The 25,543-nt window shown below is 70.6% G+C and carries 23 protein-coding genes; 4 read left to right on the top strand and 19 right to left on the bottom strand.

Translation table 11 applies throughout. The features are described from left to right. Positions 1-59: 59 nt before the first annotated feature. Genes nuoN through AB0E77_RS28355 form a run of 14 tightly spaced genes read right to left on the bottom strand, consistent with a single transcriptional unit; the run spans position 60 to position 16,145 of the window. Positions 60-1,718 carry an NADH-quinone oxidoreductase subunit NuoN gene (gene nuoN, locus AB0E77_RS28420; RefSeq protein WP_361575909.1) on the bottom strand — a complete coding sequence of 553 codons (1,659 nt, stop codon included), beginning with the start codon at positions 1,716-1,718 and terminating at the stop codon, positions 60-62. Further along, positions 1,715-3,286, bottom strand: coding sequence for an NADH-quinone oxidoreductase subunit M (locus AB0E77_RS28415; RefSeq protein WP_361575906.1), 1,572 nt, complete (start codon positions 3,284-3,286; stop codon positions 1,715-1,717). Before AB0E77_RS28415 ends, nuoN begins: the two co-directional genes overlap by 4 nt. Positions 3,287-3,291: 5 nt before the next feature. After that, positions 3,292-5,256: an NADH-quinone oxidoreductase subunit L gene (gene nuoL / locus AB0E77_RS28410; protein ID WP_361575903.1), complete on the bottom strand. Its 1,965-nt coding sequence runs from the start codon at positions 5,254-5,256 to the stop codon at positions 3,292-3,294. A gap of 11 nt (positions 5,257-5,267) precedes the next feature. After that, positions 5,268-5,567, bottom strand: coding sequence for an NADH-quinone oxidoreductase subunit NuoK (nuoK, locus tag AB0E77_RS28405; protein ID WP_003974374.1), 300 nt, complete (start codon positions 5,565-5,567; stop codon positions 5,268-5,270). Beyond that, positions 5,564-6,421 carry an NADH-quinone oxidoreductase subunit J gene (locus AB0E77_RS28400; protein WP_361575900.1) on the bottom strand — a complete coding sequence of 286 codons (858 nt, stop codon included), beginning with the start codon at positions 6,419-6,421 and terminating at the stop codon, positions 5,564-5,566. Before AB0E77_RS28400 ends, nuoK begins: the two co-directional genes overlap by 4 nt. After that, a complete protein-coding gene (nuoI, locus tag AB0E77_RS28395; RefSeq protein ID WP_361575897.1) occupies positions 6,418-7,059 on the bottom strand; it encodes an NADH-quinone oxidoreductase subunit NuoI in 642 nt (213 codons plus the stop codon). The genes AB0E77_RS28400 and nuoI overlap by 4 nt, the downstream gene beginning before the upstream one ends. Next, positions 7,052-8,428, bottom strand: coding sequence for an NADH-quinone oxidoreductase subunit NuoH (gene nuoH, locus AB0E77_RS28390; RefSeq protein WP_361575894.1), 1,377 nt, complete (start codon positions 8,426-8,428; stop codon positions 7,052-7,054). The genes nuoI and nuoH overlap by 8 nt, the downstream gene beginning before the upstream one ends. Further along, positions 8,425-10,929, bottom strand: a complete 2,505-nt coding sequence (locus AB0E77_RS28385) for an NADH-quinone oxidoreductase subunit G (protein ID WP_361575891.1) — start codon at positions 10,927-10,929, stop codon at positions 8,425-8,427. The genes nuoH and AB0E77_RS28385 overlap by 4 nt, the downstream gene beginning before the upstream one ends. Continuing rightward, on the bottom strand, positions 10,926-12,278 hold the full coding sequence (gene nuoF / locus AB0E77_RS28380) for an NADH-quinone oxidoreductase subunit NuoF (RefSeq protein WP_361575888.1): 1,353 nt from the start codon (positions 12,276-12,278) through the stop codon (positions 10,926-10,928). Before nuoF ends, AB0E77_RS28385 begins: the two co-directional genes overlap by 4 nt. Further along, complete coding sequence (gene nuoE / locus AB0E77_RS28375) at positions 12,275-13,150, bottom strand: NADH-quinone oxidoreductase subunit NuoE (protein ID WP_361575885.1); 876 nt, start codon at positions 13,148-13,150, stop codon at positions 12,275-12,277. Before nuoE ends, nuoF begins: the two co-directional genes overlap by 4 nt. Then, the gene (locus AB0E77_RS28370) at positions 13,147-14,469 is read right to left on the bottom strand and encodes an NADH-quinone oxidoreductase subunit D (RefSeq protein ID WP_361575882.1); all 1,323 of its coding nucleotides are present in this window, start codon (positions 14,467-14,469) and stop codon (positions 13,147-13,149) included. Before AB0E77_RS28370 ends, nuoE begins: the two co-directional genes overlap by 4 nt. Then, on the bottom strand, positions 14,466-15,221 hold the full coding sequence (locus tag AB0E77_RS28365; protein ID WP_361575879.1) for an NADH-quinone oxidoreductase subunit C: 756 nt from the start codon (positions 15,219-15,221) through the stop codon (positions 14,466-14,468). Before AB0E77_RS28365 ends, AB0E77_RS28370 begins: the two co-directional genes overlap by 4 nt. After that, positions 15,218-15,772, bottom strand: coding sequence for an NADH-quinone oxidoreductase subunit B (locus AB0E77_RS28360; protein WP_161166212.1), 555 nt, complete (start codon positions 15,770-15,772; stop codon positions 15,218-15,220). Before AB0E77_RS28360 ends, AB0E77_RS28365 begins: the two co-directional genes overlap by 4 nt. A 13-nt stretch (positions 15,773-15,785) precedes the next feature. Further along, a complete protein-coding gene (locus AB0E77_RS28355) occupies positions 15,786-16,145 on the bottom strand; it encodes an NADH-quinone oxidoreductase subunit A (protein WP_003992243.1) in 360 nt (119 codons plus the stop codon). A gap of 766 nt (positions 16,146-16,911) precedes the next feature. Between AB0E77_RS28355 and AB0E77_RS28350 the strand changes: the two genes are divergently transcribed. Then, positions 16,912-17,748 carry a C40 family peptidase gene (locus tag AB0E77_RS28350; RefSeq protein WP_361575877.1) on the top strand — a complete coding sequence of 279 codons (837 nt, stop codon included), beginning with the start codon at positions 16,912-16,914 and terminating at the stop codon, positions 17,746-17,748. A gap of 203 nt (positions 17,749-17,951) precedes the next feature. Further along, positions 17,952-18,581 (top strand): peptide deformylase, encoded by a 630-nt coding sequence (gene def, locus AB0E77_RS28345; RefSeq protein WP_361575874.1) that lies wholly within the window; start codon positions 17,952-17,954, stop codon positions 18,579-18,581. A 14-nt stretch (positions 18,582-18,595) separates the two neighbouring features. On the opposite strand, the gene AB0E77_RS28340 is transcribed toward def, so the two are convergent. Further along, entirely contained in the window at positions 18,596-19,879 is a 1,284-nt protein-coding gene (locus AB0E77_RS28340) for a geranylgeranyl reductase family protein (RefSeq protein WP_361575871.1), read from the bottom strand. A gap of 100 nt (positions 19,880-19,979) precedes the next feature. Between AB0E77_RS28340 and AB0E77_RS28335 the strand changes: the two genes are divergently transcribed. Together AB0E77_RS28335 and AB0E77_RS28330 are read left to right on the top strand one after the other, a co-directional pair. After that, positions 19,980-20,486, top strand: coding sequence for a GNAT family N-acetyltransferase (locus tag AB0E77_RS28335; RefSeq protein WP_361575868.1), 507 nt, complete (start codon positions 19,980-19,982; stop codon positions 20,484-20,486). A gap of 83 nt (positions 20,487-20,569) precedes the next feature. Next, a complete protein-coding gene (locus AB0E77_RS28330) occupies positions 20,570-20,923 on the top strand; it encodes a PASTA domain-containing protein (RefSeq protein WP_361576005.1) in 354 nt (117 codons plus the stop codon). Between the two features lie 26 nt (positions 20,924-20,949). On the opposite strand, the gene AB0E77_RS28325 is transcribed toward AB0E77_RS28330, so the two are convergent. The 4 genes from AB0E77_RS28325 to AB0E77_RS28310 are packed head-to-tail and all read right to left on the bottom strand — an operon-like array spanning position 20,950 to position 25,439. Continuing rightward, positions 20,950-21,645 (bottom strand): demethylmenaquinone methyltransferase, encoded by a 696-nt coding sequence (locus tag AB0E77_RS28325; protein ID WP_361575865.1) that lies wholly within the window; start codon positions 21,643-21,645, stop codon positions 20,950-20,952. A gap of 23 nt (positions 21,646-21,668) precedes the next feature. Further along, positions 21,669-22,754, bottom strand: coding sequence for an acyltransferase (locus AB0E77_RS28320; RefSeq protein ID WP_361575862.1), 1,086 nt, complete (start codon positions 22,752-22,754; stop codon positions 21,669-21,671). Then, positions 22,754-25,006 carry a bifunctional polysaccharide deacetylase/glycosyltransferase family 2 protein gene (locus tag AB0E77_RS28315; protein ID WP_361575859.1) on the bottom strand — a complete coding sequence of 751 codons (2,253 nt, stop codon included), beginning with the start codon at positions 25,004-25,006 and terminating at the stop codon, positions 22,754-22,756. The genes AB0E77_RS28320 and AB0E77_RS28315 overlap by 1 nt, the downstream gene beginning before the upstream one ends. 19 nt (positions 25,007-25,025) lie before the next feature. Then, positions 25,026-25,439: a hypothetical protein gene (locus AB0E77_RS28310; RefSeq protein WP_361575856.1), complete on the bottom strand. Its 414-nt coding sequence runs from the start codon at positions 25,437-25,439 to the stop codon at positions 25,026-25,028. Between the last annotated feature and the right edge of the window lie 104 nt (positions 25,440-25,543).

Below are 25,543 nucleotides of genomic sequence, written 5' to 3'. Positions count from 1 at the left end.
CGCGGCCCGGCACCCCCCGAGGGTGCCGGGCCGTCGGCGTGGAAGAGGCGAGCGTCGCGTCAGCGCACGAACACCCCCGCCTGGCCGGCCAGGTCCAGGAAGTACTGCGGTGCCACGCCCAGCACCACCGTGACCGCGACCCCGACGCCGATCGCCGTCATCGTCAGCGGTGACGGCACCGCGACGGTCGGGCCCTCGGGGCGCGGCTCGCTGAAGAACATCAGCACGATCACGCGGATGTAGAAGAACGCCGCGATCGCCGACGAGATCACGCCGATCACGACCAGCGGGGCCGCGCCGCCCTCCGCCGCGGCCTTGAACACGGCGAACTTCCCCGCGAAGCCGGAGGTCAGCGGGATGCCCGCGAAGGCCAGCAGGAAGACCGCGAAGACCGCCGCGACCAGCGGGGACCGGCGCCCGAGCCCCGCCCACTTCGACAGGTGCGTCGCCTCACCGCCCGCGTCGCGCACCAGCGTGACCACCGCGAAGGCGCCGATCGTCACGAAGGAGTACGCGGCCAGGTAGAAGAGGACGGAGGAGACGCCGTCCGGCGTGGTCGCGATGACACCCGCGAGGATGAAGCCCGCGTGCGCGATCGACGAGTACGCCAGCAGCCGCTTGATGTCGGTCTGGGTGATCGCGACGATCGCGCCGCCCAGCATGGTGACGATCGCCACGGCCCACATCACCGGCCGCCAGTCCCAGCGCAGGCCGGGCAGGACGACGTAGAGGATGCGGAGCAGGGCGCCGAAGGCCGCCACCTTGGTCGCCGCCGCCATGAAGCCGGTCACCGGCGTCGGCGCGCCCTGGTACACGTCCGGCGTCCACATGTGGAACGGCACCGCGCCCACCTTGAACAGCAGGCCCATGACGATCAGCGCGGACCCGACGAGCAGCAGCGCGTCGTTGCCCATGGTCCCGGCGAGGGCCGGGGTGACGCTCTGCACCGTGCCGTCGACGACCTTCGCGATCGTTCCGTACGACATCGAGCCCGAGTAGCCGTAGAGCAGGGCGATGCCGAACAGGGTGAACGCGGAGGCGAACGCGCCGAGCAGGAAGTACTTGACCGCCGCCTCCTGCGACAGCAGCCGCTTGCGCCGGGCCAGCGCGCACAGCAGATACAGCGGGAGGGAGAAGACCTCCAGGGCGACGAAGAGCGTCAGCAGGTCGTTGGCCGCCGGGAAGACCAGCATGCCGGCGACGGCGAAGAGGAGGAGCGGGAAGACCTCCGTCGTGGTGAAGCCGGCCTTGACCGCCTTCTGCTCGCTCTCGCTGCCGGGCACGGCCGCGGCCTGCGCGGCGAAGGAGTCGACCCGGTTGCCGTGCGTCTCGGGGTCGAGCCGGCGCTCGGCGAAGGTGAAGACGGCGACCAGCGCTGCCAGCAGGATCGTGCCCTGCAGGAAGAGGGCCGGTCCGTCGACGGCGATGGCGCCCATCGCCGCGATGCCCGCCTTGGTCGTCCCGTATCCGCGCGCCGCGAGCGCGACGACCGCGGCGAAGGCGGCGACGAGCGCGACGACGGACACGAACATCTGTACGTAGTAGCGGGACCTGCGCGGCACGAAGGCCTCGATCAGGATGCCCACGACCGCCGCGCCGATGACGATGAGCGTGGGCGCGAGCTGCCCGTACTCGATCTTCGGTGCGTCGATCTTCGCGATCGGTTCGGCCGCCGTTGCCGCCGTTGTCCACAGGCTGTGGACGGCTGATGCGCTCACTTGGCCGCCTCCACCTCGGGCTGGGGGTCCTTCTTGTGTACGTCGGACATGGTCTGCTGCACCGCCGGGTCGACGATGTCCGTGACGGGCTTCGGGTAGACGCCGAGGAAGATCAGCAGCGCCACCAGCGGCGCCACGACCACCAGCTCCCGCACCCGCAGGTCGGGCAGGGCGCTCACCTCGGGCTTCACCGGACCGGTCATCGTCCGCTGGTACAGGACGAGGGTGTAGAGCGCGGCGAGGACGATGCCGAAGGTGGCGATGATGCCGATCACCGGATAGCGCGTGAACGTGCCCACCAGCACCAGGAACTCACTGACGAAGGGCGCGAGCCCCGGCAGCGACAGGGTGGCCAGACCGCCGATCAGGAACGTGCCGGCCAGCACCGGGGCGACCTTCTGCACGCCCCCGTAGTCGGCGATGAGCCGCGAGCCGCGCCGGGAGATCAGGAAGCCGGCGATCAGCATCAGCACGGCCGTCGAGATGCCGTGGTTGACCATGTAGAGCGTCGCGCCGGACTGGCCCTGGCTGGTCATCGCGAAGATGCCCATGATGATGAAGCCGAAGTGCGAGATCGACGCGTAGGCGATCAGGCGCTTGATGTCACGCTGGCCGACCGCGAGCAGCGCCCCGTAGATGATGCTGATCACCGCCAGGACGAGGATCGCCGGCGTCGCCCACTTGCTCGCCTCCGGGAACAACTGGAGGCAGAAGCGGAGCATCGCGAAGGTGCCGACCTTGTCGACCACCGCCGTGATCAGCACCGCGACCGGCGCGGTGGCCTCCCCCATCGCGTTGGGCAGCCAGGTGTGCAGCGGCCACAGCGGTGCCTTCACCGCGAAGGCGAAGAAGAAGCCGAGGAACAGCCACCGCTCGGTGCTGGTCGCCATGTCCAGCGAGCCGTTGGCCCGCGCCTCGGCGAACTCCGTGAGGGAGAAGTTCCCGGCGACCACGTACAGCCCGATCACCGCGGCCAGCATGATCAGACCGCCGGCCAGGTTGTAGAGGAGGAACTTCACCGCCGCGTACGAACGCTGCGTGGCCGCCGTCTTCTCCCCGTGCTCGTGGGCCCGGTCGCCGAAGCCGCCGATCAGGAAGTACAGCGGGATCAGCATGGCTTCGAAGAAGATGTAGAAGAGGAAGACGTCGGTGGCCTCGAAGGAGATGATCACCATCGCCTCGACGGCCAGGATCAGGGCGAAGAAGCCCTGTGTCGGCCGCCACCGCTTGCTGCCGGTCTCCAGCGGGTCGGCGTCGTGCCAGCCCGCCAGGACGATGAACGGGATCAGCAGCGCGGTCAGCGCGATCAGCGCCACCGCGATGCCGTCCACGCCCAGTTCGTAACGGACGCCGAAGTCGGCGATCCAGGAGTGGGACTCGGTGAGCTGGTAGCGGTCGCCGTCCGGGTCGAAGCGGACCAGCACCGTGACCGCCAGCGCGAGCGTGGCCAGCGAGACCAGCAGCGCCAGCCACTTGGCCGCGGTGCGTCGCGCGGCCGGCACGGCTGCCGTGGCGATCGCCCCGACGGCCGGGAGGGCCGCCGTGACTGTCAGCAGGGGAAAGGACATCGGTATCAGACCGCCCTCATCAGCAGGGTCGCGGCGACGAGGACCGCCGCACCGCCGAACATCGAGACCGCGTACGAGCGCGCGAAGCCGTTCTGCAGCTTGCGCATCCGCCCGGACAGGCCGCCGACCGAGGCCGCCGTGCCGTTGACGACCCCGTCGACCAGGGTGTGGTCGACGTAGACCAGCGAGCGCGTGAGGTGCTCGCCGCCGCGGACCAGCACGACGTGGTTGAAGTCGTCCTGGAGCAGGTCGCGCCGGGCGGCCCGGGTGAGCAGCGAACCGCGCGGGGCGACGGCCGGGACCGGACGCCGTCCGTACTGCGCCCAGGCGATCGCCACGCCGACGACCATGCAGGCCACGGTGGCCGAGGTGACCGTCCCGGCGCTGATCGGCGCGTCCCCGTGGCTGTGCCCGGTGACGGGCTCGAGCCATTGCAGGAAGCGGTCGCCGATGCTGAAGAAGGCACCGCCCGCGACCGAACCCACGGCCAGCACGATCATCGGGATGGTCATCAGCCCCGGCGACTCGTGCGGGTGCGGGGGCTCGTAGGCGCCGCGCGTCTCGGCGGCGGGCTCCACGTCGGGCTCGGTCGGCGACGGCGTCGGGGCGTTGCGCCAGCGCTCCTCGCCGAAGAACGTCATCAGCATCACGCGCGTCATGTAGTACGCGGTGACGGCCGCGCCCAGCAGGGCGCAGGCGCCGAGGATCCAGCCCTCGGTGCCGCCCTTGGCGAACGCCGCCTCGATGATCTTGTCCTTGGAGAAGAAGCCGGACAGGCCCGGGAAGCCGATGATGGCGAGATAGCCGAGGCCGAAGGTGACGAAGGTGACCGGCATGTACTTGCGCAGTCCGCCGTAGCGGCGCATGTCGACCTCGTCGTTCATGCCGTGCATGACGGAGCCGGCGCCGAGGAACAGCCCGGCCTTGAAGAAGCCGTGCGTCACCAGGTGCATGATCGCGAAGACGTAGCCGATGGGGCCGAGGCCCGCGGCGAGCACCATGTAGCCGATCTGCGACATGGTCGAGCCGGCCAGCGCCTTCTTGATGTCGTCCTTCGCGCAACCGACGATCGCACCGAACAGCAGCGTGACCGCGCCGACGATGGTGACCACCAGCTGCGCGTCCGGCGCGCCGTTGAAGACGGCGGCGGAGCGGACGATCAGGTAGACGCCCGCCGTGACCATCGTCGCGGCGTGGATGAGGGCGGAGACCGGGGTCGGGCCCTCCATCGCGTCACCGAGCCAGGACTGCAGCGGCACCTGGGCGGACTTGCCGCACGCGGCGAGCAGCAGCATCAGCGCGATCGCGGTGAGCTTGCCCTCGCCCGCCTGCCCCGCGAGGCCGGGCTCCTCCAGCGAACCGAGCACCGGCCCGAAGGCGAAGGTGCCGAACCAGAGGAACATCAGCATGATCGCGATCGACAGGCCCATGTCGCCGACCCGGTTGACCAGGAAGGCCTTCTTCGCGGCCGTGGCCGCGCTGGGCTTGTGCTGCCAGAAGCCGATGAGCAGGTAGGAGGCGAGACCGACGCCCTCCCAGCCGACGTACAGCAGCAGGTAGTTGTCGGCGAGGACCAGGATCAGCATCGCCGCGAGGAACAGGTTCAGATAGCCGAAGAAGCGGCGGCGGCGCTCGTCGTGCTCCATGTACGCGACCGAGTACAGGTGGATCAGCGAGCCGACGCCGGTGATCAGCAGGACGAACGTCATCGACAGCTGGTCGAGCCGGAAGGCGACGTCGGCCTGGAAGCCCTCGACCGGGATCCAGCTGAACAGGTGCTGCGTGAGGGTGCGGTCCTCGGCGCCGTTGCCCAGCAGGTCGGTGAAGAGGACGACGCCGAGCACGAAGGACACGGCGGCCAGCAGCGTGCCGATCCAGTGGCCGACGGCGTCCAGCCGGCGGCCGCCGCACAACAGGACCGCCGCTCCGAGCAGGGGCGCCGCCACCAGCAGCGCAATCAGGTTCTCCACGATTCAGCCCCTCACAGCTTCATCAGGCTGGCGTCGTCGACCGAGGCCGAGTGGCGGGAACGGAACAGGGACACGATGATCGCGAGCCCGACCACGACCTCCGCGGCGGCGACGACCATCGTGAAGAAGGCGATGATCTGCCCGTCGAGATTGCCGTGCATCCGGGAGAAGGCGACGAACGCGAGGTTGCAGGCGTTGAGCATCAGCTCGATGCACATGAAGACCACGATCGCGTTGCGCCTGATCAGCACACCGGTGGCGCCGATCGTGAACAACAGGGCTGCTAGATAGAGGTAGTTGACGGGGTTCACTTCGACGCCTCCTCGGACCGCTTGAAGGTGGCCGGGCCGACCGCCCTGCGCTCCAGGCGCTCCTCCGCGCGCTGCTCCAGGGCCTTGAGGTCGTTCAGCGCCTCCGTCGAGACGTCGCGTACCTGGCCCCGCTCGCGCAGCGTCTTGCTGACGGTGAGCTCGGACGGGGTGCCGTCGGGCAGCAGGCCCGCGATGTCGACCGCGTTGTGCCGGGCGTAGACGCCGGGCGCGGGCAGCGGCGGCAGGTACTTGCCGTCGCGGACGCGCTGCTCGGACAGCTCGCGCTGGGTCTTCGCACGCTCGGTGCGCTCGCGGTGGGTGAGCACCATGGCTCCGACGGCGGCCGTGATGAGCAGCGCGCCGGTGATCTCGAAGGCGAAGACGTACTTCGTGAAGATGAGGGACGCGATGCCCTCCACGTTGCCGTTCGCGTTGGCCTGGCCGAGGCCGTCGAACTCCGTGAGGGACGCGTTGCCGATGCCGGCGATCAGCAGGATGCCGAAGCCGAGCCCACTGGCCAGGGCCAGCCAGCGCTGGCCCTTGATGGTCTCCTTCAGGGAGTCCGCCGCGGTGACGCCGACGAGCATCACCACGAACAGGAACAGCATCATGACCGCGCCGGTGTAGACGACGATCTGCACGATGCCGAGGAAGTAGGCGCCGTTGGCGAGGTAGAACACCGCCAGCACGATCATGGTCCCGGCGAGGCAGAGCGCGCTGTGCACGGCCTTCTTCATGAAGACGGTGCACAGGGCGCCGATCACCGCGACGGTGCCGAGGATCCAGAACTGGACGGCCTCTCCGGTGGAGGTGCCGGCGGAGAGGGTCGCCGTGGCGGCGAGCTGGGCGCTCATCGGCGGATCACCTCCTCCGAGGCCGGCTCGGTCTCGCCGAAGGTCGAGTCGCCCTCCTGGACGACCTCGCCCTTGGAGTGGGCGACCTGCTGGACCGTGCCGGGCGCGGCCTCGGTGACCAGGCCCCGGTAGTAGTCCTGCTCGTCCGTGCCCGGGTAGATGGCGTGGGGCGTGTCGACCATTCCCTCCTCCAGGCCGGCGAGGAGCTGGTCCTTGGTGAAGATGAGGTCGGCGCGGGTGGAGTCGGCCAGTTCGAACTCGTTGGTCATCGTCAGCGCCCGGGTGGGGCACGCCTCGATGCACAGGCCGCACAGGATGCAGCGGGCGTAGTTGATCTGGTAGACGCGGCCGTACCGCTCGCCCGGCGAGTAGCGCTCCTCGTCGGTGTTGTCCGCGCCCTCGACATAGATCGCGTCGGCGGGACAGGCCCAGGCGCACAGCTCGCAGCCGACGCACTTCTCCAGGCCGTCCGGATGACGGTTGAGCTGGTGCCGTCCGTGGAAACGCGGAGCGGTGGTCTTGTGCTGCTCCGGATACTGCTCGGTGAGCCGCTTCTTGAACATGGCCTTGAAGGTCACGCCGAAGCCGGCCACGGGGTTCAGGAAACCGGGGTCGGTCTCCTTGGGTTCCTCAGCCATCGGACGCCTCCTTTCCATCCGTAGATCCGCCCAGAGATCCGTCACTGTGAGTATCGGCCCCACCACTGACAATCAGCTCCCGGTCCCGGCGCGGACGGCGCCTCGGTACCGGGGGCAGCTCCTGTCCGGGCATCGGCGGTACGGGGAACCCACCGGCCATCGGGTCGAAGGCGGCCGGTTCCCCGGCGGGCTCCTCACCGCGCTTGCCCTTGTCGCGGTAGATGTCGGCGACGAAGGACAACAGCAGCAGGGCCAGGACGGCGCCGCCGATGTAGAGGGCGATGTCGGTGAAGTCGTAGTTCTCGTTCCGCATGGCCCGCACGGTCGCGACGAGCATCAGCCACACCAGGGAGACCGGGATGAGGACCTTCCAGCCGAGCTTCATCAGCTGGTCGTAGCGCACCCGGGGGAGGGTGCCGCGCAGCCAGATGAAGAAGAACAGCAGCAGCTGGACCTTGACGACGAACCAGAGCAGCGGCCACCAGCCGTGGTTGGCGCCCTCCCAGAAGGTGCTGACCGGCCAGGGCGCCCGCCAGCCGCCGAGGAAGAGCGTGGTGGCGACCGCCGAGACCGTCACCATGTTCACGTACTCGGCGAGCATGAACATCGCGAACTTGATCGACGAGTACTCGGTGTTGAAGCCGCCCACCAGGTCGCCCTCGGACTCCGGCATGTCGAAGGGGGCGCGGTTGGTCTCGCCGACCATGGTGACGATGTAGAGGATGAAGGAGACCGGCAGCAGCACGATGTACCAGCGGTCGTTCTGCTGGGCGACGATCTCCGAGGTCGACATGGAGCCGGAGTAGAGGAACACCGAGGCGAACGCGGCGCCCATCGCGATCTCGTAGGAGATCATCTGCGCGCAGGACCGCAGACCGCCGAGGAGCGGGTAGGTCGATCCGGAGCTCCAGCCGGCGAGCACGATGCCGTAGATGCCGACCGAGGCGACCGCGAGGATGAACAGCATCGCGATCGGCAGGTCGGTGAGCTGCATGGCGGTGCGGTGACCGAAGATCGACACCTCGTTGCCGGCGGGCCCGAAGGGGATCACCGCGATCGCCATGAAGGCCGGGATGGCCGCGACGATCGGCGCGAGGACGTAGACCGCCTTGTCGGCCCGCTTGACGATGACGTCTTCCTTCAGCATCAGCTTGATGCCGTCGGCGAGCGACTGGAGCATGCCCCAGGGGCCGTGCCGGTTGGGGCCGATGCGCAGCTGCATCCAGGCGACGACCTTGCGCTCCCACACGATGGAGAACAGCACCGTCACCATCAGGAAGGCGAAGCAGAACACCGCCTTGATGACGACGAGCCACCAGGGGTCGGTGCCGAACATCGAGAGGTCTTCAGCGGCGAGGTACGGGCTCATGCCTCCACCTCCTTGGGGGCCTCGCCCGCGAGCGTGGCCGGGCCGATGCGGACGAGGGTTCCGGGCAGCACCCCGGCGTCGGAGGCGACGCCGCGGCCGGCCGAGTTCAGCGGGAGCCAGACCACCCGGTCGGGCATCTCGGTGATCTCCAGCGGGAGTTCGACGACTCCGGCGGGGCCGGTCACGGCGAGGACGTCGCCGTCCTTGACGCCGGCCTCGGCGGCCGTGGCGGCCGACACGCGCGCGCGGGCGGCGTGCCGGGTGCCGGCGAGCGCCTCGTCGCCCTGCTGGAGGACTCCCTGGTCGAGCAGCAGCCGGTGCCCGGCGAGCACGGCCTCCCCGGCGGCCGGCCGGGGCAGCGCGCTCGAGGTGCCCACCGGTTCACCGGCCCGCGGCCCGTCCCAGGCGCCGAGCCGGTCGATCTCCGCGCGCGTGGTGCGCAGATCGGGCAGGCCCAGGTGGACGTCCATGGCGTCGGCGAGCATCTGGAGCACGCGCGCGTCGGTGGGCGCGAGGCGCCGGGTCATCTGGTCGGGCTTGAGGGCGGCCTCGAAGAAGCGCACCCTGCCCTCCCAGTTGAGGAAGGCGCCGGCCTTCTCGGCGACCGCGGCGACGGGCAGGACCACGTCGGCGTGGCCGGTGACCTCGCTGGGCCGCAGCTCCAGCGACACCACGAAGCCGGCCTCGGCTAGCGCCGCACGCGCGCGCGTGGGGTCGGGCAGGTCGGCGACCTCCACGCCCGCCACCAGCAGCGCCTGGAGCTCGCCGCGCGCGGCGGCCTCGACGATCTCGCCGGTGTCGCGGCCGTAGCGGTGCGGAAGGTCGGCCAGGCCCCAGACCGCGGCGACCTCCTCCCGCGCGCGCGGGTCGGTCGCGGGGCGCCCGCCCGGCAGCAGCGACGGCAGGGCGCCCGCCTCGATCGCGGCGCGTTCCCCGGCCCGGCGCGGGATCCACACCAGCCGGGCGCCGGTCGCGGTGGCGGTCCGTACGGCGGAGGTGAGGCCCCCGGCCACGGACGCCAGCCGCTCGCCGACGACGATCACGGCACCCTCGGCGCGCAGGGCCTCGGCTGCCAGGGCGCCGCCGCCCTCCAGGCCGACACCGCTCGCGAGCGCGTCCAGCCACTCGGTCTCGGTACCGGGAGCGGCCGGCAGCAGCGTGCCGCCCGCCTTCTCCAGGCCCCGGGTGGCGTGGGTGGCCAGCGAGAAGACCCGCTGCCCGTGCTTGCGCCAGGCCTTGCGCAGCCGCAGGAAGACGCCGGGCGCCTCCTCCTCGGCCTCGAACCCGACCAGCAGCACGGCGGGCGCCTTCTCCAGCGCCGTGTACGTGACGCCCGTGCCGTCGAGGTCACGGCCGCGGCCGGCGACCCGGGCGGCGAGGAAGTCGGCCTCCTCGGCGCTGTGCACGCGCGCGCGGAAGTCGATGTCGTTGGTGTCGAGCGCCACGCGCGCGAACTTGCTGTACGCGTAGGCGTCCTCGACGGTGAGCCTGCCGCCGGTCAGGACACCGGTGCGGCCCCGTGAGGCGAGCAGTCCCTGCGCGGCGATCTGGAGTGCCTCCGGCCAGGAGGCCGGCTCCAGCTCGCCCTCGGCGCCGCGCACCAGGGGCGTCGTCAGCCGGTCCCGCTGCTGCGCGTACCGGAAGGCGAACCGCCCCTTGTCGCAGATCCACTCCTCGTTGACCTCGGGGTCGTCGGCCGCGAGGCGTCGCATGACCTTGCCGCGCCGGTGGTCGGTGCGCGTCGCGCAGCCCCCGGAGCAGTGCTCGCACACGGACGGCGAGGAGATGAGGTCGAAGGGGCGGGAGCGGAACCGGTAGGCCGCCGAGGTGAGCGCGCCGACCGGGCAGATCTGGATGGTGTTGCCGGAGAAGTACGACTGGAAGGGGTCGCCCTCGCCGGTGCCGACCTGCTGGAGCGCGCCGCGTTCGATCAGTTCGATCATCGGGTCGCCCGCGACCTGGTTGGAGAACCGGGTGCACCGGGCGCACAGCACGCACCGCTCGCGGTCGAGCAGCACCTGCGTGGAGATCGGCACGGGCTTCTCGTAGGTCCGCTTCCTGCCCTCGAAGCGGGACTCGGCGTTGCCGTGCGACATGGCCTGGTTCTGGAGCGGGCACTCGCCGCCCTTGTCGCAGACCGGGCAGTCCAGCGGGTGGTTGATGAGCAGCAGCTCCATCACGCCGTGCTGGGCCTTCTCGGCGACCGGGGAGGTGAGCTGGGTCTTGACCACCATCCCGTCGGTGCAGGTGATGGTGCAGGACGCCATCGGCTTGCGCTGGCCCTCGACCTCGACGATGCACTGGCGGCAGGCGCCGGCCGGGTCGAGGAGCGGGTGGTCGCAGAACCGCGGGATCTCGATGCCGAGCTGCTCGGCGGCCCGGATGACCAGGGTGCCCTTGGGCACGCTGATCTCGACGCCGTCGATCGTCAGCGACACGAGGTCCTCGGGCGGAACCGCCGCGTCTCCACCGCCGGAGGGTGCGCTCGTGGTCACGGTCATGCGTTCACCTCCGTACGGTGGTCGGCCCAGGCCGTCGACCGGGCCGGGTCGAAGGGGCAGCCACGGCCCGTGATGTGCTGCTCGTACTCCTCGCGGAAGTACTTCAGCGAGGAGTGGATCGGCGAGGCGGCGCCGTCGCCGAGGGCGCAGAACGACTTGCCGTTGATGTTGTCGGCGATGTCGTCGAGCTTGTCGAGGTCGCCCATCGAGCCCTTGCCGGCCTCGATGTCGCGCAGCAACTGCACGAGCCAGTACGTGCCCTCGCGGCAGGGCGTGCACTTGCCGCAGGACTCGTGGGCGTAGAACTCGGTCCAGCGGGTGACGGCCCGCACCACGCAGGTCGTCTCGTCGAAGCACTGGAGCGCCTTGGTGCCGAGCATGGATCCGGCGGCGCCCACCCCCTCGTAGTCGAGGGGGACGTCCAGGTGCTCGTCGGTGAACATCGGCGTCGAGGAGCCGCCCGGCGTCCAGAACTTCAGCCGGTGGCCGGGGCGCATCCCGCCGCTCATGTCGAGGAGCTGGCGCAGGGTGACGCCGAGCGGTGCCTCGTACTGGCCGGGGCTCGCGACATGGCCGCTGAGCGAGTACAGCGTGAAGCCCGGGGACTTCTCGCTGCCCATGGACCGGAACCAGTCCTTGCCCTTGTTCAGGATCGCGGGAACCGAGGCGATGGACTCGACGTTGTTCACGACGGTGGGGCACGCGTACAGGCCCGCGACGGCGGGGAAGGGGGGACGGAGCCGGGGCTGGCCCCGGCGGCCTTCGAGCGAGTCGAGCAGTGCGGTCTCCTCACCGCAGATGTACGCGCCCGCGCCCGCGTGCACGGTGAGTTCGAGGTCGAGTCCGCTGCCCAGGATGTTCTGGCCGAGGAATCCGGCCGCGTAGGCCTCGCGGACGGCCTCGTGCAGCCGCCGCAGCACGGGGACGACCTCACCGCGCAGGTAGACGAAGGCGTGCGACGACCTGATGGCGTAGCACGCGATGACGATGCCCTCGATGAGGCTGTGCGGGTTGGCGAACAGGAGCGGGATGTCCTTGCAGGTGCCCGGCTCCGACTCGTCGGCGTTGACGACGAGGTAGTGCGGCTTGCCGTCGCCCTGGGGGATGAACTGCCACTTCATCCCCGTCGGGAAGCCGGCGCCGCCGCGGCCGCGCAGACCGGACTCCTTGACGTACGCGATCAGGTCGTCCGGCGACATCGCGAGCGCCTTGCGGAGCCCCTCGTACCCCTCGTGCCTGCGGTATACGTCCAGGGTCCAGGACTCGTCCTCGTCCCAGAAGGCCGACAGCACGGGTGCGAGCAGCTTCTCCGGGCTGTGGTCCTTGATCTCGGCTGCCAAGGTCATCACTCCCCCTCCTCGGCGGTGGGCCCGGCGGGGTGGGCCGGGTCGGAGGCCGATGTGTCCTGTGGGGCGTCGTGGGAGCTGAGGTGCTGCGCCGGGGACGACGGGCCGTGCCCGGCACGGTCCTGCGGCGCGTCGTGCGGCCCGCCGTCCCGCGGGTGCACCACGCGCGGCGCGGCCACCTCGCCCTTGGCCAGCTTCAGTCCGGCCAGGGAGGCGGGCCCCGCACTGCCGCCGGCGGCGACGGCGCCGTCCCGCTCGTCGGGGAAGCCCGCCAGGATCCGCGCGGTCTCCTTGAAGGTGCACAGCGGCGCTCCGCGCGTGGGCGTCACCGGACGTCCGGCGCGCAGGTCGTCGACGAGGCCGCGGGCGCTTTCCGGCGTCTGGTTGTCGAAGAACTCCCAGTTGACCATCACGACCGGCGCGAAGTCGCAGGCCGCGTTGCACTCGATGTGCTCCAGCGTGACCTTGCCGTCGTCGGTGGTCCCGCCGTTGCCGACGCCCAGGTGTTCCTGGAGCGACTCGAAGATCGCGTCGCCGCCCATGACCGCGCACAGCGTGTTGGTGCAGACGCCGACCTGGTAGTCGCCGCTCGGCCTGCGCCGGTACATGGTGTAGAAGGTCGCGACCGCCGTGACCTCGGCCGTGGTCAGGCCCAGTACGTCCGCGCAGAACTGCATGCCGGTGCGGGTGACGTGTCCCTCCTCCGACTGCACCAGGTGCAGCAGCGGCAGGAGGGCGGACCGGGAGTCGGGGTAGCGGGCGATGACCTCGCGCGCGTCGGCCTCCAGCCGGGCCCGGACGTCGTCCGGGTAGGCGGGCGCGGGCAGTTCCGGCATGCCCAGGCTGACGCCCCGCTCCGAAGAAGAGGTGGTCACCGGTCGACGCCTCCCATCACGGGGTCGATGGACGCCACCGCGACGATGACGTCGGCGACCTGGCCGCCTTCGCACATCGCCGCCATGGCCTGCAGGTTGGTGAAGGACGGGTCGCGGAAGTGGACCCGGTAGGGGCGGGTGCCGCCGTCGGACACGACGTGCACGCCGAGCTCGCCCTTGGGCGACTCCACCGCCGTGTAGGTCTGGCCCGGCGGCACGCGGAAGCCCTCGGTGACCAGCTTGAAGTGGTGGATCAGGGCCTCCATGGAGGTGCCCATGATCTTCTTGATGTGGTCGAGGGAGTTGCCTAGACCGTCCGGTCCGAGTGCGAGCTGGGCGGGCCAGGCGATCTTCTTGTCGGCGACCATGACCGGGCCGGGCTCGAGCCGGTCCAGGCACTGCTCGATGATCCTGAGCGACTGGCGCATCTCCTCCAGCCGGATCAGGAAGCGGCCGTAGGAGTCGCAGGTGTCGGCGGTCGGGATGTCGAAGTCGTACGTCTCGTAACCGCAGTACGGCTGGGTCTTGCGCAGGTCGTGCGGCAGGCCGGTGGAGCGCAGGATCGGGCCGGTGGCGCCGAGGGCCATGCAGCCGGCCAGGTCGAGGTAGCCGACGTCCTGCATGCGGGCCTTGAAGATGGGGTTCCCGGTGGCGAGCTTGTCGTACTCCGGGAGGTTCTTCTTCATCTTCTTCACGAACTCGCGCATCTGGTCCACCGCGCCCGGGGGCAGGTCCTGGGCGAGGCCGCCGGGGCGGATGTACGCGTGGTTCATCCGCAGGCCGGTGATCAGCTCGTAGAGGTCGAGAATCAGTTCACGATCGCGGAAACCGTAGATCATGATCGTGGTGGCGCCGAGTTCCATGCCGCCGGTGGCGATGCACACCAGGTGCGAGGAGAGCCGGTTCAGCTCCATCAGCAGGACCCGGATGACCGAGGCCCGGTCGGGGATCTGGTCCTCGATGCCGAGGAGCTTCTCGACGCCCAGGCAGTACGCCGTCTCGTTGAAGAACGGCGTCAGGTAGTCCATGCGCGTCACGAAGGTCGTGCCCTGCGTCCAGGTCCGGTACTCGAGGTTCTTCTCGATGCCGGTGTGCAGGTAGCCGATGCCGCAGCGGGCCTCGGTGACCGTCTCGCCGTCGATCTCCAGGATGAGGCGGAGCACGCCGTGGGTGGAGGGGTGCTGCGGTCCCATGTTGACGACGATGCGCTCGTCGTCGGCGCGGGCCGCGGACTGGACGACCTCGTCCCAGTCACCGCCGGTGACCGTGTAGACGGTGCCTTCGGTCGTCTCCCTGGGGGAGGCGTGGGAAGTGCTCACGAGTACGACCTCCGCTGGTCCGGAGCCGGGATCTGGGCGCCCTTGTACTCGACGGGGATGCCGCCGAGGGGGTAGTCCTTGCGCTGCGGGTGGCCCTGCCAGTCGTCCGGCATCATGATCCGCGTCAGGGCCGGGTGGCCGTCGAAGACGATGCCGAAGAAGTCGTAGGCCTCGCGCTCGTGCCAGTCGTTCGTCGGGTAGACGGCGAACAGCGACGGGACGTGCGGGTCGCTGTCGGGCGCGCTGACCTCGACGCGGATCAGCCGGTTGTGGGTGATCGAGCGCAGGTGGTAGACGGCGTGCAGCTCACGGCCCTTGTCGTTCGGGTAGTGGACGCCGCTGACGCCGGTGCACAGCTCGAAGCGCAGGGCCGGGTCGTCGCGCAGGGTCTTCGCGACGCGGACCAGGTGCTCGCGCTCGATGTGGAAGGTCAGTTCGCCGCGGTCGACGACCGTCTTCTCGATGGCGTTCTCGGGGACCAGCCCCTGCTCCTCCAGCGCGCCTTCCAGCTCGTCGGCGACCTCGTCGAACCATCCGCCGTAGGGCCGGCTCGCCGGTCCGGGCAGGCGGACGGAGCGGACCAGGCCGCCGTAGCCGGAGGTGTCGCCGCCGTTGTCGGCGCCGAACATGCCGCGCTGGACGCGGATCTCCTCGCCGCCCTGGCCGCGCTGGCCGGGGAGGTTCTGCGCGGACAGGTCCTTCTCGGGGTTGGGCCCGTTCACGTCACCCGGGGTGTTGTTCGCGTCGCTCACCGCAGCAGCCCCTTCATCTCGATCGTGGGCAGGGCCTTGAGCGCCGCCTCCTCCGCCTCGCGGGCCGCCTCCTCGGCGTTCACCCCGAGCTTGGAGTTCTGGATCTTGTGGTGGAGCTTGAGGATGGCGTCCATCAGCATCTCGGGCCGCGGCGGGCAGCCGGGGAGGTAGATGTCGACCGGGACGACGTGGTCGACGCCCTGGACGATCGCGTAGTTGTTGAACATGCCGCCCGAGGAGGCGCAGACCCCCATGGAGATCACCCACTTCGGGTTCGGCATCTGGTCGTAGACCTGCCGCAGCACCGGCGCCATCTTCTGGCTGACCCGGCCCGCGACGATCATCAGGTCCGCCTGCCGCGGCGAGCCGCGGAAGACCTCCATGCCGAAGCGCGCCAGGTCGTAGCGGCCGGCGCCGGTGGTCATCATCTCGATGGCACAGCACGCGAGGCCGAACGTGGCGGGGAAGACGGACGACTTGCGCACCCAGCCCGCGGCCTGCTCGACGGTGGTCAGCAGGAAGCCGCTCGGCAGCTTTTCTTCGAGTCCCATGACTAAAGGCCCCTCAGTCCCATTCCAGGCCGCCGCGCCGCCATACGTACGCGTACGCGACGAAGACGGTGAGCACGAAGAGCAGCATCTCCACGAGCCCGAAGATCCCCAGGGCGTCGAAGGTGACGGCCCAGGGGTAGAGGAAGACGATCTCGATGTCGAAGACGATGAAGAGCATCGCCGTCAGGTAGTACTTGATGGGGAAGCGCCCGCCGCCGGCCGGCGTGGGGGTCGGCTCGATGCCGCACTCATAGGCCTCGAGCTTGGCCCGGTTGTACCGCTTCGGACCGATCAGCGTGGCCATGACCACGGAGAAGATCGCAAAGCCTGCCCCGAGGGCTCCCAGTACGAGGATGGGCGCATACGCGTTCACCGCTCCTCGCTCCTCTCAGTCGGCACTGACTGCTGGCGGTTGCACTGGCACTGCACTGGACTCACAGCCGCCCCAACAGCCCCACGAACCCCGCTCGTCCCGGCGAAGATCGCGAACATGTGAAGCAGGTCACAAGCCCAACTGCCTCGCATCTTATGCCCGTGACTCTGTGATCTGCGACACGGGGTATTGCACAAGCTTTGTGATCTCCACCACCTGACGAAGGATCATGAAGTCGGATGAGCGGTGATCTTCACACAAGAAGCGTTCAGCTGATCACCAGAGGTGACAATTTCGCTCGTCGCCGCTGGCCAGAGGCTCTTCAGGGCGGGCGTCTCAATATCAAGATGCTTCGCGTGCATGCAAATTGGCGCTGGACCGGATCTCTTGATAGTGGCCCGCGTTCACACATCGGAGGGAGGACGAGGCGCGATGTGGACGTGTGCACGCGTTCACGAGCGCCGCGGGTTGCGACCCGCGCGGGGGGACGCGGCCGTCCCGGGAACCGTTCCGTGACCTCCGTCACATCCGTGAGAGGCGGCTGAGAACCGGGCTTGGCCAACCACCTCAACGAGTGGTAAGCGCGGGGCAATTCGGGCGAAACGATCAAAGACCGTGATCACAGGTGGGTCACGGAGGGGACGCAATGTTCGCCAGGGCGTCAAAAAAGGGCGACACGCCCGGGATTCGGGGGCTGCGTTGAACAACTGTGGCGCACCCCACGTTTCTTGAAGGTATGGAGGAGCTCCTGATACCGGTTGTCCCTATGTCCCACACCGCTCACATACGCAGCCACCGGAAGCCCCGCCGCAGCGCGTCGACACTCGCGATGCGGGCCGGAGTTGCCGGTGGCGTCCTCAGCACCCTGGCAGTGGCCGGGGCGTCGGGTTCGGCGAACGCCGCCGAGCCGGTGACGCAGACCCTCGAACTGCCCACCCTGACGGCCGACCTGGCCGCCCAGGTCGCCCAGTCCGCGGACGCCACGCAGCAGGCCGCCGCGAACTACGAGCTGCGCGCCCAGCGCGACGCGGCCGCCGCCGCCGCGGCCAAGGAGGCCAAGGCGGACCTCGCCGAGGCCAAGAAGAAGGCCGCGGAAGCCAAGAAGAAGGCCGAGGAGGCCGCCCGCAAGGAGGCCGCCGAGCGCGCCTCCCGTGCCGCCGAGCGCGCCACACTGAGCGCCTCCGCGGACACCGGCTCCTCGTCCTCGTCCTCGTCGGACGCCTCGGTCAGCGTCAGCTCCTCGGCCACCGGTTCGGCCGCCGCCGTGGTCTCCTTCGTGCAGGCCCAGGTCGGCGACGCCTACGTCTCCGGCGGCACCGGCCCCAACTCGTGGGACTGCTCCGGTCTCGTGCAGGCCGCCTTCAAGCAGGTCGGCGTCGACCTGCCGCGCGTCTCGCAGGACCAGTCGGTCGCCGGCACCCAGGTGTCGCTGGACAACCTCCAGCCGGGCGACATCCTCTACTGGGGCGGCGCGGGCAGCGCGTACCACGTGGGCGTCTACGTCGGCGACGGCATGTTCGTCGGCGCGCAGAACCCGTCGACGGGCGTCGTGCTGAAGCCCCTGTCGTACGACCCGCCGAGCGGTGCCGTGCGCGTCCTCTGACGCTCGCGTCCGGACACCTCGGACACATCTGCACGAAAGGCCGCAGCCGCTCGGGGGCTGCGGCCTTTCGGCGCTCCCGCGGGGCCTTCCGTGCTCTCCTGCCCCGGCCTTTGGCGCTCTCCCCGCGCACGCGCCGCTCTCCTGGCAAGCTCGGCACGGGCCGGTCACCCACCGGCCGTTCACGAGACCGAAGGAGAGACAGCATGCCCAGCGTGTTCGTGCAGGGGCGGCACACCGCCTCCTACCCTCCGCTCGCACCGGAGTCCCGGCGCGGGTCGGTACGACGCGTCACCGAGTTCGGCGAAGAGGTGCTGCACCGGCCGTCGCGGGACGTCACCGAGTTCGGACCCGACCTCGCCGCGCTCATCGACGACATGTTCCGCACGATGTACGTCGCGGAGGGCGCCGGCCTCGCGGCCAACCAAGTCGGGGTCGATCTGCGCCTGTTCGTGTACGACTGCCCCGACGACGACGGTGTCCGGCATGTCGGACACATCGTGAACCCGGTGCTGGAACCGCTCGACCCGGCCGCGCGGCGGCTCCTCGACGAGGGCGAGGGCTGTCTGTCGGTGCCGGGCGCCGTCATGGCCGTACCGCGCCCCGACCGGGCCGTCGTGCGGGGCCTGGACAAGCACGGCGAGCCCCTTCTCGTCGAGGGGACCGGCTACTTCGCGCGCTGCCTCGCCCACGAGACCGACCACGTGAACGGGCACGTCTACCTGGACCGGCTCTCCGCGCGCGACCGGAAGCGTGCGCTGCGGCAGTCGGCGGCCCTGCGCGACGAGGTGTTCGCGCGCCGGGCCGCCAACGCCGCGGCCTTCACCGGGGCATGACCGGCGGGGTGTGATCAGGCCTTCGGGGCCACCTTGCTCAGTCCGTTGATGATGCGGTCCATCGCGTCGCCGCCCGTCGGGTCCGTCAGGTTGGCGAGCATCTTGAGGGTGAACTTCATCAGGACGGGGTGGGTGAGGCCGCGCTGGGTCGCGATCTGCATGACCTTCGGGTTGCCGATGAGCTTCACGAAGGCGCGGCCCAGCGAGTAGTAGCCGCCGTAGGTGTCCTTGAGGACGCGCGGGTAGCGCTGGAGGGCGATCTCCCGCTGGGCCGGTGTGGCCCGCGCGTGCGCCTGGACGATGACGTCGGCGGCGATCTGGCCGGACTCCATGGCGTAGGCGATGCCCTCGCCGTTGAAGGGGTTCACCAGGCCGCCGGCGTCGCCGACCAGCAGCAGGCCCTTGGTGTAGTGGGGCTGGCGGTTGAAGGCCATGGGCAGGGCGGCGCCGCGGATGGGGCCGGTCATGTTCTCCGGGGTGTAGCCCCACTCCTCGGGCATGGACGCGCACCAGGCCTTCAGCACCTCGCGCCAGTCCAGCTCCTTGAAGGAGGCGGAGGTGTTCAGCACGCCGAGGCCGACGTTCGACGTGCCGTCGCCCATGCCGAAGATCCAGCCGTAGCCCGGCAGCAGGCGGTCCTGGGCGCCGCGGCGGTCCCACAGCTCCAGCCAGGACTCCAGGTAGTCGTCGTCGTGGCGCGGCGAGGTGAAGTACGTGCGGACGGCGACGCCCATCGGGCGGTCCTCGCGGCGGTGCAGGCCCATCGCCAGGGACAGCCGCGTGGAGTTGCCGTCGGCGGCCACGACCAGCGGAGCGTGGAAGGTGGCCTCCCGCTTCTCCTCCCCCAGCTTCGCCTGTACGCCGGTGATGCGGCCGGTGCGCTCGTCGACGACCGGACCGACCACGTTGCAGCGCTCGTGGAGCCGGGCGCCCGCCTTCTGCGCCTGCCGGGCGAGCTGCTCGTCGAAGTCGTCGCGCTTGCGGACGAGTCCGTAGTCGGGGAAGGAGGCCAGATCCGGCCAGTCCAGCTGGAGACGCGAGCCGCCGCCGATGATGCGCAGGCCCTTGTTGCGCAGCCAGCCGGCCTTCTCGGAGATGTCGATGCCCATCGCCACGAGCTGCTTGGTGGCGCGCGGGGTGAGTCCGTCGCCGCAGACCTTCTCCCGTGGGAACGCGGTCTTCTCCAGCAGGAGGACGTCGAGTCCGGCCTTGGCCAGGTAGTACGCGGTCGTGGAGCCGGCTGGCCCCGCGCCCACGACGATCACATCGGCGGTGTTGTCGGAGAGGGGCTCGGTCACGGCGGGATCTCCCCAGAGTTTCGAGAATCTGCGTGCCGACGGGCACTGGACATGGGCAGTCTATTCAGCGTCACCGATCACCCGGCTGAAGGGCTGCCCCGTGAACCGAGCTCTGCCTGTCGTACGGCTGCGCGTCCCCACCGACGAGGACGCCGTCGCCTGGCACCGGGTCTTCGCCGACCCGGACGTCATGGAGTTCCACGGCGGGAGGCCCGCGGAACTGTCCGTCTACGAGGAACTCACCGCCCGCCAGCGCCGGCACGACGCCGAGCACGGCTTCTGCCTGTGGACCATGGTGGACGAGTCCGGGCGGGTCATCGGCTTCACCGGCGCCCAGCCGTGGCCGGGCGACTGGGGCCCGAAGGGCGAGATCGAGATCGGCTGGCGGCTCGGTCGGGAGCACTGGGGCAAGGGGTACGTCACGGCGGCGGCCCGGCAGACCCTGGAGCGGGTGCGCTCGGCGGGCGTGCCGGAGGTGGTGGCGATGGTCAACGCCCGCAACGCGCGCTCCATCGCGGTCACCGAGCGGCTGGGGATGCGCCTCGCCGAGGTCTTCACGATCCCGACGCAGGAGCAGCAGGGGCACTGCTACCGGCTCCGGCTCTGACGCCGGGGACGGTCTGCCGCGGTCGGTGACGTGACGTCTTCCGGGCGGTGCGCGGCGGAGTTACCGTGCCCGTACCGCTGGAGGTGAGGCCCGTGCGCCTGACTTCGAAGACATCCGACGTGTGCGTGCCGCGCCTGGTCGGCCTGATGACCGTGGACGCGGACGAGGTGGCGCGGGGAGAGGGCCTCTCCCTCACCTCACCGGACCGGCCCGACCTGCGCCTCGCCGTCGTCGACCACGTCGTACGCCAGTATCCGCCGCCCGGGGCCCTGGTGCCGCGCGGTTCGAGGGTGTACGTGTGGTGCGACTTCGGGGAGGGCGAGGGCGGCGGGGGCATCCGCGAGCCGCGCGTGCCGGACCCGCCGCCCGGCGGGCTCCGGCGGGAGCTGGCCGAGCCGGCCGGGCCGCCCCGGGCGGTGCTGCTCGGCCGCCCCTGAGGGCGCGGGCCCCGGGCGGGTGAGGCTCAGCTCTCCTTGAAGCCCCGGTGCAGCGCCACGACGCCGCCCGTCAGGTTCCGGTGCGCCACCCTCGACCAGCCGGCCTTGCGCAGCCGCTCCGCCAGGGCCGCCTGGTCGGGCCAGGCACGGATGGACTCCGCGAGGTAGACGTAGGCGTCCGGGTTGGACGACACCGCGCGGGCCACCGGCGGCAGGGCGCGCATCAGGTACTCGGTGTACACGGTGCGGAAGGGCGCCCAGGTCGGGTGCGAGAACTCGCAGATCACCACCCGGCCGCCGGGCCGCGTCACCCGGTACATCTCGCGCAGCGCCGCGTCCGTGTCCTGCACGTTGCGCAGGCCGAAGGAGATGGTGACGGCGTCGAACACGTCGTCCCGGAACGGCAGCCGCGTCGCGTCGCCCGCGGTGAACGGCATCCACGCGTGCCGCTGCTTGCCCACCTGGAGCATGCCCAGGGAGAAGTCGCAGGGCACCACGTAGGCGCCGGCGCGGGCGAAGGGCTGGGACGAGGTCGCGGTGCCGGCGGCCAGGTCGAGGACCTTCTGCGCGGGCCGGGCGTCGACGGCTCTGGCGACCTCCTTGCGCCACGCCCGGTCCTGGCCGAGCGAGAGCACGGTGTTCGTCAGGTCGTACCGTTCCGCGACGTGGTCGAACATCGAGGCGACTTCGTGCGGCTGCTTGTTCAGGGAAGCGCGGGTCACGGGCCCATTGTTGCAGGGCCGGGTCACGGCACCAGCCGCGGCCTCTTCCGCGCGGCGACATCCTCCACCCAGCCGAAGAGGACGACGAACACCGCGATCAGGACCCAGCCGACGCCCAGCAGGAACCACTGGCTGTCCAGCGGCAGATGCGCCTCGAAGGCGGGGACGTCCCAGAAGCGGTCGATCAGCGGCACCGCGAGGACGAGGGCGAGTTCGTGCCAGAGGTAGACCGTCACCGCGCGGGCGTTGAATACGGTCACCAGCCGGTCCAGGCGCCGGAAGCGGGCCAGTCCGGCGAAGCCGACGCCGAACCGCGCCTTCGTGTACATCAGCAGCGTCACGAATCCCGCCGACCAGAAGGTCTGGGCGAGGGGGATGTCGTCGAGGTCGTAGGTGCCGTACTCGCCCTGGTGCGCGAACGCGTACCACCCGCCGTACGCCAGCGCGGCGAGCGCCGGCAGGGCGACGGCGGCCGGCCTCAGCCGTGCCAGCACCCCCTCGTGGTGCGCGAAGCCGAGCAGCCAGCAGAAGAGGAACGTGGCGAGGTCGGTCAGGGCGCTGCCGAAGCGGTCGTCCGGCGGCTGCCAGAGGTACCGGAGCGCGACGGCGGGGACGAGCGACAGGACCAGGACGGGCAGGGGTGCCGCCCGGAACACCCGCAGCAGCAGCGGCGACAGGAGGACGAACCACAGATAGGTCCGCAGGTACCAGAGGATCTCCCAGGCCTGCTCGCCCCACGCGTTGCCCGGCGGGTCGCCGAGCGGCACGATCCAGTAGACGGCCTGCCACCCCGGCATCCAGCCGTGCACCAGCATCGCGCCGGTCACGAACAGGCCCCAGCACCAGAACGGTGGCAGCAGGCGCCGCAGCCGGCCGCGGATCACCGCCGGGGCCGGGCGCCGCAGCGACCGGGCCATCAGGGTGCCGGCCAGGCCGAACATGATGCCCATGGAGGGCAGCACCAGCCCGGCCCAGGGCCAGCCGAAGGCGTGGTACGCGACGACCCGGACCAGGGCGACGGCGCGCAGGGTGTCGAAGTAGCGGTCCCGCTCCGGGGCACCGGCCTCCACGCGCGCGGCGCGCACGGCGCCCTTGCTGTGCGCCCCCATCACCCGTTCCCCGCCGGTGTCCCCACCTCGCCCGTCCGCTTGAGTTTCTGCCAGCGCAGCCGGCCGCCGGTGAGGGCGGTGACGCAGGAGTGGATGAGGACCAGGTACATCATCTGCCGGTACGCCAGCTGCTGGAGCGGCATCATCAGCAGGTACCGGTACTTCTCCCGGTCGAGCCGGAAGGCGTAGGCCGCGCACAGCAGCTGGACGCCCAGCACCGCCAGCCAGGCGAGCAGCGCCGCCCGGAAGTCGACGAAGATCATCGAGTAGACGGTGAAGACGTCGATGAGCGGGGCGAAGACCGGCGTGACCACCTGGAAGAGGACGACCAGCGGCATGCCGACCCGGCCGAAGCGCCCCGAGGGCCCTCGGTCCGTCAGCGACCCGCGGTGCTTCCACAGGGCCTGCATGGTGCCGTAGGACCAGCGGTAGCGCTGCGACCAGAGCTGCTTGAGCGAGCCCGGCGCCTCGGTCCAGGCACGCGCGTGCTCCTGGTAGACGACCCGCCACCCGGCGCGGTGCAGGGCGATGGTGATGTCGGTGTCCTCGGCGAGCGTGTCCTCGCTCATGCCGCCCACCTCCAGCACCGCGTCCCGCCGGAAGGCGCCGATCGCGCCGGGGATGGTCGGCATGCAGCGCAGCAGGTCGTACATGCGCCGGTCGAGGTTGAAGCCCATCACGTACTCGATGTGCTGCCAGACGCCGATGAGGGTGCGCCGGTTGCCGACCTTTGCGTTGCCCGCGACCGCGCCGACGCCGGGGTCGGCGAAGGGCTGCACGAGGTGCCGTACCGTGTCCGGCTCGAAGACGGTGTCGCCGTCCATCATCACGACGATGTCGTACCGGGCGTGCCGGACGCCGTTGTTGAGGGCGGCGGGCTTGCCGGCGTTGGCCTGCCGGACGACCCGGACGTTGGGCAGGCCGAGGGACTCGGCGAGCTCGGCCGTGCCGTCCGTCGACCCGTCGTCCACGACGACGATCTCGATCGGGTGGGTGCTCGCCGCCAGCGATCTGAGGGTGTTCTCGATGCACTCCTTCTCGTTGTACGCCGGGACGATCACGCTCACCGGCCCGGTGACGGGCGGGCCCCAGCCGAAGCGCCGTCCGTTGCGCAGGCGGTGGTGGCGGCGGGCGAGGATCAGCATCATCCCGAAGCGGCCCATCACGGCGACGCCCACGACCATGAGCCCGACCGAGAGCGCCGGCACGGTCCACTCGGCGACGGCGACGGCCGCGACGAGCGCCTTGCCCTCGTAGAGGGTCGCGCCGGTGGCCCGGTGGTGGGCGGCCTGGAGCCCGCCGCCCTCGGCGCCGGAGGCCTGGGCACCGATACCGCCGGGACCTCCGGAGGCCTGCTGCCCGGCCATGACTCCACTGATGGTGGTGAAGGTGTAGCCCTTCGCCTTCATCTTCTCGATGTACTTCGGCAGCGCCTCGATGGTCTGCGACCGCTCCCCGCCCGCGTCGTGGAAGAGGACGGAGGCGCCCTCGTCGTCGTCCGGCGTGGCCCAGTCGACGATCTTCGAGACGCCGGGCCGTTTCCAGTCGTCGCTGTCGGTGTCGATGAAAACGCTGGTGTAGCCGTCCTCGCCGAGCTTCTCGTAGACGGGCCAGCTGTAGTTGTCGATGGCGTCGGTCTGGGAGGAGTACGGCGCGCGGAACAGCGTGGTGGTGATGCCGGCCGCCCCCGCGAGCGCGAGCTGGGTCTGCTCGATCTCGCGCGTGATGCGGGACTCGCTCTGGTAGGACAGGTCGATGTGGGTGAAGGTGTGGACCCCCACCTCGTTGCCCTGCTCGACCATGTCCTCCACGATGTCCGGGTAGCGCGCGACCATGGAGCCGACCAGGAAGAACGTGCCGGGCACGTCGTACTTCTCGAGGATCTCCAGCACCTGCGGAGTCCAGGTCGGGTCGGGGCCGTCGTCGAAGGTCAGCGCGATCGTCTTGTCCGGGACGGAGACCGTGGTGGCCTGCCCGCCGGGGAAGGTGAGGACGGGCCCGCCGTCGAGGACCTCGTCCGGTACGTCGCTGGAGCTCGCCCCGGTGCGCACGCGCTGGTCGCCGCCGACCTCCGCGCGCAGATAGCCGTCGAGCAGCATCACGCAGGTCAGCGCCAGCAGGAGCAGCAGGGCGAGGAGCACCCGCGGCCGTTGCAGGGCGGCGGCCCGGCCGGCGGCCCGCTCGATCCGGGTGGGCGCCCTGCGACGGCCCCGTGGGGACGGGGAGGGGGTGGGCGGGGTGGTCGTGGTCATGGCGGTGGCGGCGTCCCGGTCAGTCGGTGGCGGCGGAGGCGCCGGAGGTGGGGGTGGTGGGGGTGGTGGTCGGGGTGGCGCCTGGGGCGCCGGCGGGGGTGCCGCCCGGCGGGGCGCCCGTGGGGGCGAGGCCGCCCTGCGGACGCGCGCCGCCTCCCGGGCCCTGGCCGTCCTGGCCGCCCCCGAAGGGCAGCAGCGAGGACGGGTTGACCGAGGTGCCGATGCCCATGAAGGCCAGGCCCAGTACGGCCGCGTAGCCGACGCAGACGGCTCCGAGGAGGAGCCCCAGCCGGCGCAGCAGCCGGGCCCGGCGTCCGGAGTTGTCGACGAACACGGGCCCTTCGGCGGACCCGTTGCCGCGTTTACGGCGGCGACCGCGCGCGGGCGTTCCGCCCAGGGCGGCGCGGCTTTCGAAGGCAGGCTCGGAATGCATTCCCCGGACGTTAGGGAGCCTTGCCTGTCGCGTCCTGGGGCTTCTCTGTGAGTCCGCGAAGAAACCGGGCGCAACCTGTCCGTCCCCTGGGAAACTCCGCAAAA

The organism is Streptomyces sp. NPDC032940 (genome assembly GCF_040636935.1).
Classification (GTDB): domain Bacteria; phylum Actinomycetota; class Actinomycetes; order Streptomycetales; family Streptomycetaceae; genus Streptomyces.
This window is presented reverse-complemented; position numbering and strand designations above follow the sequence as displayed.